Genomic DNA, 13287 nt, shown 5'->3' with positions numbered 1-13287 from the left:
GACCGTACAGTCCGTACAAACCCTCATAACACCATGTCAGATCCCAAGCCCGACCTCCCCAAAGCCTCTCCGCTGCGCCCGATTCCCAATTTTATTTTTGCCAGCCGCTGGCTGCAATTGCCGCTGTACATCGGTCTGATCGCGGCCCAGGGCGTGTACGTTTTTCACTTCCTGGTTGAACTGCTGCACCTGATTGAGGCGGTTTTCGGCAGCCAGACCGCGCTGCAGGCACTGGTGACAAGCATCGGCTACAAGACCGATGCGCCCATCACCTCGCTCAACGAGACCGTGATCATGCTGGTGGTGCTGGCACTGATCGACGTGGTCATGATCTCCAACCTGCTGATCATGGTGATCGTCGGCGGTTACGAAACCTTTGTCAGCCGCATGAATTTGCAGGGCCACCGCGACCAGCCCGAGTGGCTCAGCCATGTCAATGCCTCGGTACTGAAGGTCAAGCTGGCCACCGCCATCATCGGCATCAGCTCCATCCACCTGCTGAAAACCTTTATCAATGCCGCGAACTACAGCGAACAGGTCCTGATCGCGCAGACTGTGATCCACATCACTTTCCTGTTTTCTGCCCTGGCCATTGCCTACACCGACAAGATCATGTCGGGCATTGCCGCGCAAAAGCACTGAGCGAGCCGCCAGCACTGAAAAAGGGCCTCTCGGCCCTTTTTTATTGATCAAATTGCCTTCCAGCCCATGTCCATTGGGCGTAGGCAGCTATCGATTCAATAGCAAAATCCATTCAACGACCGGTCATCTTCTTCGGCACCACCCACTGGTCGAACTGCTCTGCCGTCACATGGCCTGAGGCCAGCGCTGCGTCGCGCAGGCTGCTGCCTTCCTTGTGCGCCTTTTTGGCGATGAAGGCCGCCTTGTCGTAACCGATATGTGTGTTGAGCGCGGTCACCAGCATCAGCGAGCGGTCCACCAGCTCGGCAATGCGGTCCCGGTTGGGTTCGATGCCGACGGCGCACTGGTCGTTGAAGCTGACCATGCCGTCGGCCAGCAGGCGCACACTCTGCAAAAAGTTGTGGGCGATCATGGGCCGGAACACATTGAGCTCGAAGTTGCCGGAAGCGCCGCCCAGGTTGATGGCGACGTCGTTGCCGAAGACCTGGCAGCAGAGCATGGTCACCGCCTCGCTCTGCGTGGGGTTGACCTTGCCCGGCATGATCGACGATCCCGGTTCATTCTCGGGAATCGACAACTCACCGATGCCGCTGCGCGGTCCGCTGGCCAGCCAGCGCACATCGTTGGCGATTTTCATCGTGCTGGCAGCCAGAGTCTTGAGCGCGCCGTGGGCATGCACCAGCGCGTCGCAGGCAGCCATGGCCTCGAACTTGTTCGGCGCGGTGACAAAAGGCAGGCCGGTCAGGCGGGCCAGTTCGGCCGCCACCTGTTCGGCATATCCTTTGGGCGCATTCAGGCCGGTGCCGACCGCCGTGCCGCCAAGTGCCAGTTCGCACAAATGCGGCAAGGCGGCGCGTACATGTTTTTCGGCGTGGGCCAGTTGCGCCACGTAGCCGGAAAACTCCTGCCCCAGCGTCAGCGGTGTGGCGTCCTGCAAATGGGTGCGGCCAATCTTGACGATGCTGTCAAAGTCCTGCGCTTTTTTCGCCAGCGTGCCATGCAGTTTTGCAATCGCCGGCAGCAGCTTGTGGGTGATCGCGTCGACCGCCGCCACATGCATGGCCGTCGGAAACACGTCGTTGGACGACTGGCTGCGGTTCACATCGTCGTTGGGGTGCACCAGCCGGCCTTCGCCGCGCTGGCCGCCCAACAACTCGCTGGCGCGGTTCGCCAGCACCTCGTTGATATTCATGTTGGTCTGGGTGCCAGAGCCGGTCTGCCAGACCACCAGCGGGAACTCGTCCGCATGGTTCCCGGCGATCACCTCGTCAGCGGCGGCGATGATGGCCTTAGTTTTCTTCTCATCCTGCAGCCCGAGCGCATGGTTCACTGTGGCCGAGGAGCGCTTGACCTGCGCCAGCGCGCGGATGATCTCGCGCGGCTGCAACTCGCCGGAGATGTCGAAATTCTGCAGCGAGCGCTGCGTCTGCGCGCCCCACAGTTTGTTCGCCGGGACCTCGATGGGGCCAAAAGTATCGCGTTCGGTGCGTGTCGTCATGGGGTGGGCTTACCTGTCAAAATACGGGGCTGGGCGCCCACCGTAGCACATGGCCCCGCTCCTGAACAGCCACCCCACCATCACTCGACCATGACCACCACGATCAAACAAGCCGACCTCATTGAATCCGTCGCCGCCGCCCTGCAGTTCATCAGTTATTACCATCCGGCCGACTACATCGCCCATCTGGCGCGCGCCTACGAACGCGAGCAGAGCCCGGCCGCCAAGGATGCGATCGCGCAGATCCTGACCAACAGCAAGATGAGCGCAACTGGCCACCGGCCGATCTGCCAGGACACCGGCATCGTCAACGTGTTCCTCAAGGTTGGCATGGACGTGCGCTGGGAAAGCTTCACCGGCAGCATTGACGACGCCATCAACGAAGGTGTTCGGCGCGGCTACAACCACCCTGACAACACCTTGCGCGCCTCGGTGGTGGCGGACCCGCATTTCGACCGCAAGAACACCAAAGACAACACGCCGGCGGTGATCTTCACCGAGATTGTTCCGGGCAACACACTCGACATCACGGTGGCGGCCAAGGGCGGCGGCAGCGAGAACAAAAGCAAGATGGCCATGCTGAACCCGGGCGACTCCATCGTCGACTGGGTGCTCAAAACCGTACCGACCATGGGCGCCGGCTGGTGCCCGCCCGGCATGCTGGGCATAGGCATAGGCGGCACCGCCGAAAAAGCTGTGCTGATGGCCAAGGAATCGCTGATGGACGACCTCGACATGTACGAACTGCAGGCCAAGGCAGCTTCGGGCGCTGAACTCAGCAAGGTCGAGGCGCTGCGGCTGGAGCTGTTCGACAAAGTCAACGCGCTGGGCATAGGCGCGCAGGGCCTGGGTGGCCTGACCACGGTGCTGGACGTGAAAATCCAGATGTACCCGACCCATGCGGCCAGCAAGCCGGTGGCGATGATCCCGAACTGCGCCGCCACGCGCCACGCCCACTTCGTGATGGACGGCAGCGGCCCGGTCTACCTGGACCCGCCCTCGCTGGACCTCTGGCCCAATGTGGAGTGGGCGCCCGACTACCAAAAGAGCAAGAAGGTCGACCTCAATACCTTGAGCAAGGCCGAGGTTGCAAGCTGGAAGCCGGGCGACACGCTGCTGCTCAGCGGCAAGATGCTGACCGGCCGCGACGCCGCGCACAAACGTATCCAGGGCATGCTGGCCAAGGGCGAAAAGCTGCCGGTGGACTTTGCCAACCGCGTGATTTATTACGTGGGCCCGGTGGACCCGGTGGCCGGCGAAGCCGTCGGCCCGGCCGGCCCGACCACCGCCACCCGCATGGACGGTTTCACCGAGATGATGCTGGCCGAAACCGGCCTGATCGCGATGATTGGCAAGGCCGAGCGCGGCCCGGTCGCCATCGAGGCCATCAAGAAACACAAAAGCGCCTACCTGATGGCCGTGGGCGGCGCCGCTTACCTGGTCTCCAAGGCCATCAAACACGCCGAGGTCGTCGGGTTTGCCGACATGGGCATGGAAGCCATCTACGAGTTCGACGTGGTGGACATGCCGGTGACCGTGGCGGTGGACTCGGGCGGCACCAGTGCGCACATCACCGGCCCGGCCGAATGGCAGAAGCGGATCGCCACTGGCGAGTTCAAGGGGATTGCAGTCGCTGCCGCTTGATGGCGCCTCAAAGGAATTGTCAAGTTTTCCCCGCGCCATGAACGCACCCATCGGCGTTTTCGACAGCGGCATCGGCGGTCTGAGTGTCCTGCAGGCGCTGCGTACCGAGATGCCGCAGCAAGACGTCATCTACATCGCCGACAGCGGCCACGCGCCCTACGGCGAACGGGACGATGTATTTGTGGCCATGCGCTCGCGCGCCCTCACCACCTGGCTGCTGGGTCACGACATTCAGGCCATGGTGATCGCCTGCAACACCGCCACGGCGGCGGCGATCGACCTGCTCCGTGCGGAGCATCCGCAATTGCCCATCATCGGGGTGGAGCCGGCCCTCAAACCGGCCGCGGCGCTCAGCCAGACCCAACGCATTGGTGTCATGGCGACACGCGGCACGCTGGCGAGCCCCCGGTTCAAGCAGTTGCTGGGCACCCTCGCGACGCGGGCCGACTTTGTGCTGCAGCCTTGCGACGGCCTGGCCGAGGTGATTGAACGCAGCGCTGGCACTGAAGATGCTACCGAAATCATAGCTAGCTGCGCCCACCATATAGGGGCTATGGGCCGATTTGGCTTGAAAAACGGCGAAATCGACACGCTGGTGCTGGGCTGCACCCACTACCCGTTTGTCAGTTCATCCCTGCGCGCGCTGATCGGACCGGACGTGCATCTCGTGGACACCGGCGTGCCGGTCGCACGCCAGACCCGCCTGCGCTTGGCTGCCCTGCCGTCGGCCGATGTGCCCGCAGGAACAGGGCATCTCAAGCTCTTTTCCACTGGACAGCCGCTGGCCCTGCAAACCGCAGTGCGGCGCTGGCTGGCGCTTGATATCCCGGCAACCCGGCTGGATCTGTGACGCCGGGAACGGGCACTCAGCCCTCGGCGTCCGCGGTTTGCGCAGCCTGCCGTCCACGCTGCATGTTGACCGGTAGCAGCAGCACCAGGCCTGCAGCAAATAACACGGCTGTCGACAAAATCGCGGTGCGCTGGTCGCCCCCCGTCATCCAGGTGATGGCGCCGTAGCTCAACGGCCCGATGATGCTGGCCAGCCGGATCGCGAAGGTCCACAGCCCGTAGAACTCGGCCAGCTGCTTTTTCGGAGCGAACATGCCGGCCATGGCGCGGCCGGCCGACTGGCTGGAGCCCATGCACACCCCGGCGATCGCTGCGGCGTACCAGAAGCCGCCCTTGGTGGTGGTGACGGCAGCAATCACACAGGTGGCGATCCAGCCCACCAGCGTGATGCCCAGCGCCAGCTTGTGGCCGATGCGGTCCTGGAAATAACCGAAGGCAAACGCACCGCCAGCGGCGGCAAAATTGAGCACGAATATCAGCACCATGGTTTCCTGGGGCTGAAAACCAATCACCTGTTCGGCGTAAATCGCCGCCAGCGCAATGGCCACGGCAACCCCACCCTGGTAAAAAACGGCGCTGGCCAGCAGCCACATGAAGTCCTTGTAACGTCTGGCCTGGCGAAAGGTCTGACGCAGTTGCGCCAGCGACGCCTTCATGCCGCCCTCGCGCAAGGCCGCCGGGTTGGGCTGCGCCCTTTCCTTGAGCAGGCGGAAAGTCACCAGTGAAGCCAGGCCGTAAATCACGGCTGTGATCAGCATGGTGACGGGCACAAATTGATCCGCAGGAATACCGCGCCCCTGGGCCCAGATCACATAACCCAGGCAAATGCCAAGCGCCAACATGCCGCCGAAATAACCGAAAGCCCAGCCCCAGCCACTGACCTTGCCCAGGGCTTCGGTGCGGGCCAGCTCCGGCAGAAAGGCGGCGGTCAGCGACTCGCCATAGGCAAAAAAGGTGTTCGACACAATGATCAGCAATACCGCGAAAGCCACGCTGCTGGGCCCCGCCAGCGCCAGCGCAGCAGTACTGAGCACACAGCCGGCGGTGGTGATCATCAGCAGCCGTTTCTTGGCCGCGCGCAGGTCGGCGTAAGCGCCCAGGCTCGGCATGGTGAGCATGACAATCGCGTAGGACACACTGAGCGCCGCCGTCCAGGCAAAAGTGGCCCACTCGGCCTTCTGCGCAATGCCGCCCACAAAATAGGCGGCGAACACCGCCGTGATCACAACCGTGGTGTAGCCGGAGTTCGCAAAGTCGTACATGGCCCAGCCGAACACTTCGCGCTTGCGTACGCCGGGGTTGAGGGCGTCCTGGGAAAAGAGGGCCATGGTTCAGCTCCTGAAAAGGAGCCCAGCATAAACCACCAAAATGTCGACGCGATGGCGCAAGGGCCAGAAAGTCCAAAAAGGCTGGTGGTCCCGGGACGTGTTCCAATGATTTGCACCACAGGAGAATTTCTCATGTCAGACGCCACGCCATCACAAGCACCGCATCATGCGCAGACAGATCTCTCGGATCGTTTCGCCTGGCGCACCACCCGCGTGCTGCGTTTTCTGGCCGACACCTTTTTTGCCGGACGTTACGGCAACCGCGCCGTGGTACTGGAGACCGTGGCCGCCGTCCCTGGCATGGTCGGGGGGGCGCTGATCCATCTGAAGTCGCTGCGCAGCATGAAAAACGACGAAGGCTGGATACGCCAGTTGCTCGACGAGGCCGAAAACGAGCGCATGCACCTGATGACCTTTGTGCAGATCGCCCAACCAAGCCGGCTGGAGCGCTGGATGATCATGCTGGCGCAGGGCATTTTCTACAACCTGTTTTTCCTGCTGTATCTGGTGTCATCCCGTACCGCGCACCGGCTGGTCGGTTACTTCGAGGAAGAAGCGGTTTACAGCTACACCGAGTACCTGGCGGGGATCGACAGCGGGGTCTACGAAAACGTGCCGGCGCCGCAAATTGCCATTGACTACTGGAAGTTGGCGCCCGATGCGCGTCTGCGTGACGTGATCGTTGTGGTGCGAGACGACGAAGCTGGCCACCGCGACCTCAACCACGCGTTTGCAGACCAGCTCACCGCTACAGCCTAGGGCGTTGCTGCAGGCTCTTTCCAGCCGCCGCCCAGCGTCTTGTACAGCGTGACCTGGTTCTGCAATTGCAGCAGCCGGGTCTGCACCACCGCTTGGCGCGCCGCAAACACCGAGCGTTGCGCGTCCAGCAAATCAAGCTGGTTGGCGATACCGTTCTGGTAACGCAGGTCTGACAGCTTGAAGCGCACGCCTTCGGCATCGGCCTGCGCCTGTTGCGCCCGCAACTGCTCTCCCAGTGTGGCGCGGCCAGCCAGTGCGTCGGCCACTTCGCGGAACGCGGTCTGGATGGTTTTTTCGTACTGCGCCACCGCGATATCGCGGTTCACATTGGCCGTGTCCAGACCGGCGCGGTTGCGGCCGGCGTCGAACAGTGGCAAAAAAAGCTGCGGCGCCAGCGTCCAGCCGTAGCTGCCGCTTTCAAACAGGCCCGACAGGCTGGTGCTGACACTGCCGGCCGACGCCGTCAGTGAAATGCGCGGAAAAAATGCAGCCCGCGCGGCGCCAATGTTGGCGTTGGCCGAGAGCAGTTGCTGCTCCGCCTGGCGGATGTCGGGGCGTTTGGTCAGCAGGTCCGACGGCAGGCCGGCAGGCACGTCCACCATCAGGGGCGCATCGGCCAGGGCCTGGCCGCGTGGCAAGGCCGCTGCCAGTTCGCCACTCAGGGGCTGGCCCACCAGCAAGGTCAGCAGGTTCTCGCCCTGTGCGCGCTGGCGCTGCAGTTGCGCCCGGCTGATGCGGGCGGCCTCTGCCAGCGACTCGGCCTGGCGCAGGTCGAGTTCGGACGTGATGCCGTTGTCAAATCGCAGTTGGCTCAGCTTGAAGGACTCCTCGCGCGTGGCCAGCGTCTGCTCGGTAATGGCCAGCAACTCTTCGTCGGCCAGCAGGCTCAGCCAGGTGTTGGCGACCGACGCAATCAGGCTGATCTGGGTGGTCTTGCGGCCTTCATCGGTGGCCAGGTACTGCGCCAGCGCGGCGTCCTTGAGACTGGCGACACGGCCGAAGAAATCAATCTCGTACGAGGTCATGGCCAGGCCGGCGGTATAGACGCTGGAGATATTTCCCCCGGCGGCGGGCTGGCGGGAGCCGGTCGCCGCCGCGCCCACCGTCGGAAACTGGTCGGCGCGCCGGATCTGGAACTGGGCCCGCGCCTGCTCGATGTTGAGCACGGCAATGCGCAGGTCACGGTTGTTGCGCAGCGCCGCATCGATCAGCAGGCGCAGCTTCGGGTCGCTGAAAAAACTCTGCCATTCGATGTCGGCGGCGGCAACAGTCCGCACCGATGCCGAGGCAGCCGGTGGCGCGGACCCGAGCGACTTGGACAGCCGCAGGCCGGGCCAGTCGGTGGCTATCGGCGCGGCCGGCCGTTCATAAGTGGGCGCCATCGAACAGCCGGCCAGCACGGCGGCTGCACCCAGCGACAGCAGGCGGGCCAGGGGTGTCTTACGCATGGGGTTTGATTTCATGGCTTTCGTCTCCCTCAATACCGGCCGCCCGGGCATGTTCGGCATACATTTTCTTTTGCCGTTCACTGGTTTTGAACAGGCTGCGCACGACCACAAAAAACACCGGCACAAACACCACCGCCAGCGCAGTGCCGGTGATCATGCCGCCAATCACACCCGTGCCAATGGCGCGCTGGCTGGCCGAGCCGGCGCCCGTGGCTATCGCCAGTGGCAGCACGCCCATCATGAAGGCTAGCGAGGTCATCACGATGGGCCGGAAGCGGAGATGGGCCGCGGCCAGCGCCGACTCAATGGCACTTTTTCCCTGCGCCTCCAGGTCTTTGGCAAATTCAATGATCAGGATCGCGTTTTTCGCCGACAGGCCAATGATGGTGATCAACCCGACCTGAAAGTACACATCGTTGGAATAGGCGCGCAACAGCGTTGCCAGCAACACCCCCAGCACCCCCAGCGGAACCACCATGATGACCGCCAGGGGAATGGTCCAGCTTTCGTACAGGGCCGCCAGACACAGAAACACCGCCAGAATCGCAAAGCCATAAAGAATCAGCGCCTGCGAGCCAGCCAGCTTTTCTTCCCGCGACTGGCCTGTCCACTCAAAGCCAAAACCCGGTGGCAGCTGCGCCGCAAACTTTTCCATTTCGGCCATGGCCGCACCTGAGCTGTAGCCCGGCGCTGCCGCGCCCGAGATACGCATGGCCGGATAACCGTTGTAGCGAATGGTCTGCTGCGCCCCGGTCACCCAGCGTGTGCTGGCAAAAGCCGACAGCGGCACCGGCCGCCCCTGGGCATTGCTGGCGTTGAGCCGCAGAAGATCGTCCGGCTGCATGCGCGACGGCGCATCGGCCTGCACCACCACACGCTGCAGCCGTCCCTGGTTGGGAAAATCATTGACGTAGCTGGAGCCAAGCGCGGTGGACAGGGTGCTGTTGATCGCGTCAAAAGACACACCCAGCGCATTGGCCTTGTCGCGGTCAATGTCGATGAGCAGCTGAGGCCCGTCCTCCAGACCATCGGGCCGCACCTGTGACAGCACCGGGCTTTTGCCCGCCATGCCCAGCATCTGGTTGCGGGCACCGACCAGCGCGTCGCGGCCGGCGCCGCCACGGTCCTGCAAGCGAAAAGTAAAGCCGCTGGCAGAACCCAGTTCAGGAATCGGCGGCGGGCTGAGCGGAAAGATAAAGGCGTCACGAATGCCAGACAACGCGCCAAAAGCCCGGCCCGCCAACGCCTCGGCCGACTGCCCCTTGCCTTCGCGCTCGGACCAGTCCTTGAGCGTGACAAAAGCCAGCGCGGCATTCTGCCCCTGACCTGCAAAGCTGAACCCAAGGACGCCGACCATGCTCTGCACTTCAGGCTGCTTGAGGATGTAGCCCTCGACCTGCTCCATCACGGCACGCGTGCGCTCTTGCGTCGCGCCAGGCGGCAGCTGGACATTGACCAGCATGGTGCCCTGGTCTTCGCCGGGCAGGAAGGATGTCGGCAGGCGCATGTAAACCACCGCCACGGCGGCAATGATCGCCACGTAAATGATGAGGTAACGCGCCGCACGTTTGAGCATCCTGGCGACCACGCTTTCATACCCTTTGGCGGTACGCGAAAACACCCGGTTGAACCAGCCGAAAAAACCACGTTTTTCAAGGTGGTGGCCAGCCTCCACCGGCTTGAGCAGGGTGGCGCACAGCGCCGGCGTCAGCGACAGCGCCATGAAGGCCGAAAAACCGATGGACGCCACCATCACAGCCGCAAACTGGCGGTAGATGTTGCCGGTGGAACCGGCAAAAAAAGCGAGCGGCACAAACACCGAAATGAGTACCACGGTCACGCCGATGATGGCGCCCGAGATCTGCTTCATCGCCTTGCGTGTGGCGTCAAGCGGACTCAGGCCTTCTTCGCTCATGATGCGCTCGACGTTTTCCACGACCACAATCGCGTCGTCCACCACAATGCCGATCACCAGCACCATGCCGAACATGGTCAACACATTGATTGAAAACCCCAGCGCCAGCAGAGTGGCAAAGGTACCCAGCAGCGCAATCGGCACCACAATGGTGGGGATCACCGTGTAACGCCAGTTTTGCAAAAACAGGAACATCACCAGAAACACCAGGGCGACCGCTTCGAACAAGGTCACGGCCACCTGGGTGATCGATATCTGCACAAAGCGCGAGCTGTCATACGGAATGGCCCAGCTCATGCCGGGCGGGAAGAAGCGCTCCAGCTCGGCCATCTTCTGGCGTACCGCCTTGGCCGACGCCAGCGCATTGCCGCTGGGCGCCAGTTGCAGGCCAATACCCACCGCCGGTTTGCCATTGAGCCGCGCGGATGTGGCATAGGTCTGGCCGCCCAGCTCGATACGTGCGACGTCCTTGAGCCGCACCGCAGAGCCGTCGGTGTTGGCCCGCAGGATGATGTCGCCGAATTGCGCCACACCAGCCAACTGGCCGTTGACCACCACAGTGGCCGCGATGCCCTGACCGCCTACATTGGGCAGGTCGCCGATCGAGCCTGAGGACACCTGCGCGTTCTGTGCGCGGATCGCGGCATTGACCTCGGCCGACGACAGGTTGAAGCCAGCCATTTTTGCCGGATCCACCCAGATGCGCATGGCGCGCTCGGAACCAAACAACTGGGCCTGACCGATGCCGGGCAGGCGCTGCAGTTCCGGCACGACGTTGCGCGACGCGTAGTCACCCAGCGCAATCGGGTCAAACGCCGGATTGGTTGACGACAGCATGGTGAACAGCAGGAAGTTGGAGCGCGACTTGTCGACGCGCACGCCCTGCTGTGTCACGGCCTGCGGCAGGCGTGGGGTGGCGCGCGACAGGCGGTTCTGCACATCGACCTGGGCCAGATCGGCATTGGTGCCGGGCTGGAAGCTGATGGTGATGGTGCCGGTGCCGTTGGCCTGCGCCACCGACTCCATGTAGATCAGTCCGGGCGAGCCGTTCATCTCGCGCTCGATGACGGACAACACGCTGTCCTCCAGTGTCTGGGCTGAAGCGCCCGGGTACGCGGCACTGACCACGATGGCTGGCGGCGCCACCGGCGGGTACTGCGAAATTGGCAGTTGCGTGATGGCCACGCCGCCCATCACGATGATGAACAGCGCGATCACCCAGGCAAAGATCGGCCGATCAATAAAAAACTTGGCCATGCGACGGGCTCCTTATTTTGCGGCTGCCGACGCAGCAGCGGCTGGCGCGGACGCGGAAGCTGCAGGGGCGGAAGCCGCGCCGGCCGGTGCTGCAGCCGCTGGCTGCCAGGGCACGGGCTTGACCGTCGCGCCGGGCCGCAGTTTCTGGAAGCCATCCACCACGACTTTTTCGCCGGTCTTCAGGCCTTCGAGCACCACCCACTGATTGCCTTTGGCTGAGCCTATCTTGATGGTTCGCGGGCTGACCTTGTTGTCATCGCCGACCACCATCACGGTGTCACCTTGCGCGCTGCGCGTGACCGCCTGCTGCGGCAAGGTGATCGCATTGGTGGCTTGGGCCTGCTCCAGCCGCACCCGCACAAACAGGCCCGGCAGCAGGTCGCCGCCAGGGTTGGGTACCTCGGCTCGCAGCGTGATCTGGCCGGTGGTCGCATCAACCGTCAGGTCGGAAAACAGCAAACGGCCGGGTTTGGCATATTCGCTGCCGTCTTCCAGCACGATGCGAACGCTGGCGGCTTGACCGCTACCCGCACGCTTGAACTGACCACTTTCCAGGCCATTGCGCAGCTTCATCACTTCCGATGCCGACTGCGTGAAATTGATATACATGGGATTAATCTGCTGGATCACCGCCAGTTGGGTGGCGTCGCCCTGCCCCACCAAGGCGCCTTCGGTCACCAGCGCACGGCCGATGCGGCCCGAGATTGGCGCGGTGACAGCCGCATAACCGAGATTGATGCTGGCGGTTTGCACATTCGCTCGGCCAATGGCCACATCGGCCTCGGCCTGTTTCTGCGCCGCCACGGCGTTGGCGAATTCCTGCTTGCTCACCGCGTTGGCCGCCACCAGCGTCTTGTAGCGCTCGGCCAGCGCCGTCGCCTGTGCCAAGTTGGCTTCGGCGCGCGCCTGGCCAGCCTTCGCACTCGCCACCTGGGCCGCGTAGGGCGCGGAGTCAATCGTGAACAAGGGCTGACCGGCCTTGACGTCACTGCCTTCGCGGAACAGCCGCTTTTGCAAGATACCGGCAGCCCGTGCGCGCACCTGCGCGACGCGTGAGGCTTCGAGTCTGCCCGGCAGCTCGGTCACCAGCCCCACATCACCCTGGCTGACCGTCACCACGCCGACCTCGGCGGGCGGTGGCGCTGCGCCCGCACCGGGTCCCGCACCGTTGCCGCCCTTGCCACACGCCGCCATCATCAGGCCCAGCACGGCAGCCAACACCATCTTCTGGCTGCGTGTGCGTTCAGGCGCTTGTTGAAGGAATGAAAGAGGCTTGATCAAGCTCAACGTAGGCATGCTGCTTCCTTGAAGAATGGCGGGTGCAGGAATGAGGAAAAGAAGGCAAAGCTGTTCAGCACGAAGGATTTGCCTAAAACCAAGGGTTTTCGCGAGTGTCGGATTTTACATACATTTATGAATGTATATTCGAAGCTCTCTCAAAACCACATCGCAGGACAAAATCTTGGCACGCCGCACCAAAGAAGACGCGCTGATCACCCGCCACAACCTGCTCGATGCAGCGGAAGTGTTGTTTCAGGCCCAAGGCGTATCGCGGACCTCGCTGAACGATATCGCCCGGCAGGCCGGCACCAGCCGCGGTGCGATTTACTGGCACTTCAAGGACAAGGCCGACCTCTTCAACGCGATGATGGAACGGGTCACCCTGCCTCTGGAGCAGCCGTTTCAGGACTTGGTGCGGGAAAATGTGCACATCGACTCGCTCGCGCGCATATGCACTGGCGTGCGGGAGGCGCTGACCCGTATCGCAACCGATCCTCAGACCCGTCGGGTCTTTGAAGTGGCTACCCAGAAGGTGGAATATGTCGATGAGCTGCAGGCCGTGCGGCTTCGTCACCTGAAGGCACGCCATGAGTTTCTAGGGCAGGTCCAGCGCGGCTTGCGCCCACCACCCCCGTGACCAGACCCGCCCTGCGGCCCGCCCAAGCC

9 protein-coding genes and 1 pseudogene are annotated in these 13287 nt (G+C 63.1%); 5 read left to right on the top strand and 5 right to left on the bottom strand.

What is annotated here, in order from left to right; translation table 11 throughout:
• Positions 1-33: 33 nt before the first annotated feature.
• A complete protein-coding gene (locus tag ACH2CW_RS01115; protein WP_395054976.1) occupies positions 34-642 on the top strand; it encodes a YqhA family protein in 609 nt (202 codons plus the stop codon).
• A gap of 112 nt (positions 643-754) precedes the next feature.
• On the opposite strand, the gene fumC is transcribed toward ACH2CW_RS01115, so the two are convergent.
• Positions 755-2140, bottom strand: a complete 1386-nt coding sequence (gene fumC / locus ACH2CW_RS01110) for a class II fumarate hydratase (protein WP_395054974.1) — start codon at positions 2138-2140, stop codon at positions 755-757.
• Positions 2141-2230: 90 nt separating this feature from the next.
• Here fumC and ACH2CW_RS01105 point away from each other — a divergent pair, with 90 nt between their 5' ends.
• Positions 2231-3784, top strand: coding sequence for a fumarate hydratase (locus ACH2CW_RS01105; RefSeq protein ID WP_395054972.1), 1554 nt, complete (start codon positions 2231-2233; stop codon positions 3782-3784).
• A 37-nt stretch (positions 3785-3821) separates the two neighbouring features.
• Entirely contained in the window at positions 3822-4634 is an 813-nt protein-coding gene (murI, locus tag ACH2CW_RS01100; protein WP_395054970.1) for a glutamate racemase, read from the top strand.
• Positions 4635-4650: 16 nt separating this feature from the next.
• Here the strand turns inward: murI and ACH2CW_RS01095 are convergent, their stop codons facing one another.
• A complete protein-coding gene (locus tag ACH2CW_RS01095) occupies positions 4651-5961 on the bottom strand; it encodes an MFS transporter (protein WP_395054968.1) in 1311 nt (436 codons plus the stop codon).
• Between the two features lie 132 nt (positions 5962-6093).
• Here ACH2CW_RS01095 and ACH2CW_RS01090 point away from each other — a divergent pair, with 132 nt between their 5' ends.
• Positions 6094-6720 carry an alternative oxidase gene (locus tag ACH2CW_RS01090; RefSeq protein ID WP_395054966.1) on the top strand — a complete coding sequence of 209 codons (627 nt, stop codon included), beginning with the start codon at positions 6094-6096 and terminating at the stop codon, positions 6718-6720.
• Here ACH2CW_RS01090 and ACH2CW_RS01085 read toward each other — a convergent pair.
• The 3 genes from ACH2CW_RS01085 to ACH2CW_RS01075 are packed head-to-tail and all read right to left on the bottom strand — an operon-like array spanning position 6717 to position 12636.
• Positions 6717-8168: an efflux transporter outer membrane subunit gene (locus ACH2CW_RS01085; protein ID WP_395054964.1), complete on the bottom strand. Its 1452-nt coding sequence runs from the start codon at positions 8166-8168 to the stop codon at positions 6717-6719. The two genes, ACH2CW_RS01090 and ACH2CW_RS01085, sit on opposite strands and share 4 nt — an antisense overlap.
• Positions 8161-11340, bottom strand: coding sequence for an efflux RND transporter permease subunit (locus tag ACH2CW_RS01080; RefSeq protein WP_395054962.1), 3180 nt, complete (start codon positions 11338-11340; stop codon positions 8161-8163). The genes ACH2CW_RS01085 and ACH2CW_RS01080 overlap by 8 nt, the downstream gene beginning before the upstream one ends.
• 12 nt (positions 11341-11352) lie before the next feature.
• Entirely contained in the window at positions 11353-12636 is a 1284-nt protein-coding gene (locus tag ACH2CW_RS01075) for an efflux RND transporter periplasmic adaptor subunit (RefSeq protein WP_395054960.1), read from the bottom strand.
• Between the two features lie 166 nt (positions 12637-12802).
• Here ACH2CW_RS01075 and ACH2CW_RS01070 point away from each other — a divergent pair.
• Positions 12803-13243 (top strand): annotated as a pseudogene (locus tag ACH2CW_RS01070) (TetR family transcriptional regulator); the annotation flags it as partial.
• Positions 13244-13287 lie beyond the last annotated feature (44 nt).

The sequence above is a fragment of the Polaromonas sp. genome (assembly GCF_043778355.1).
Lineage (GTDB): Bacteria > Pseudomonadota > Gammaproteobacteria > Burkholderiales > Burkholderiaceae_C > Polaromonas.
The sequence above is the reverse complement of the archived record's forward strand: the minus strand, read 5'-3'. Positions and strand labels throughout refer to the sequence as shown.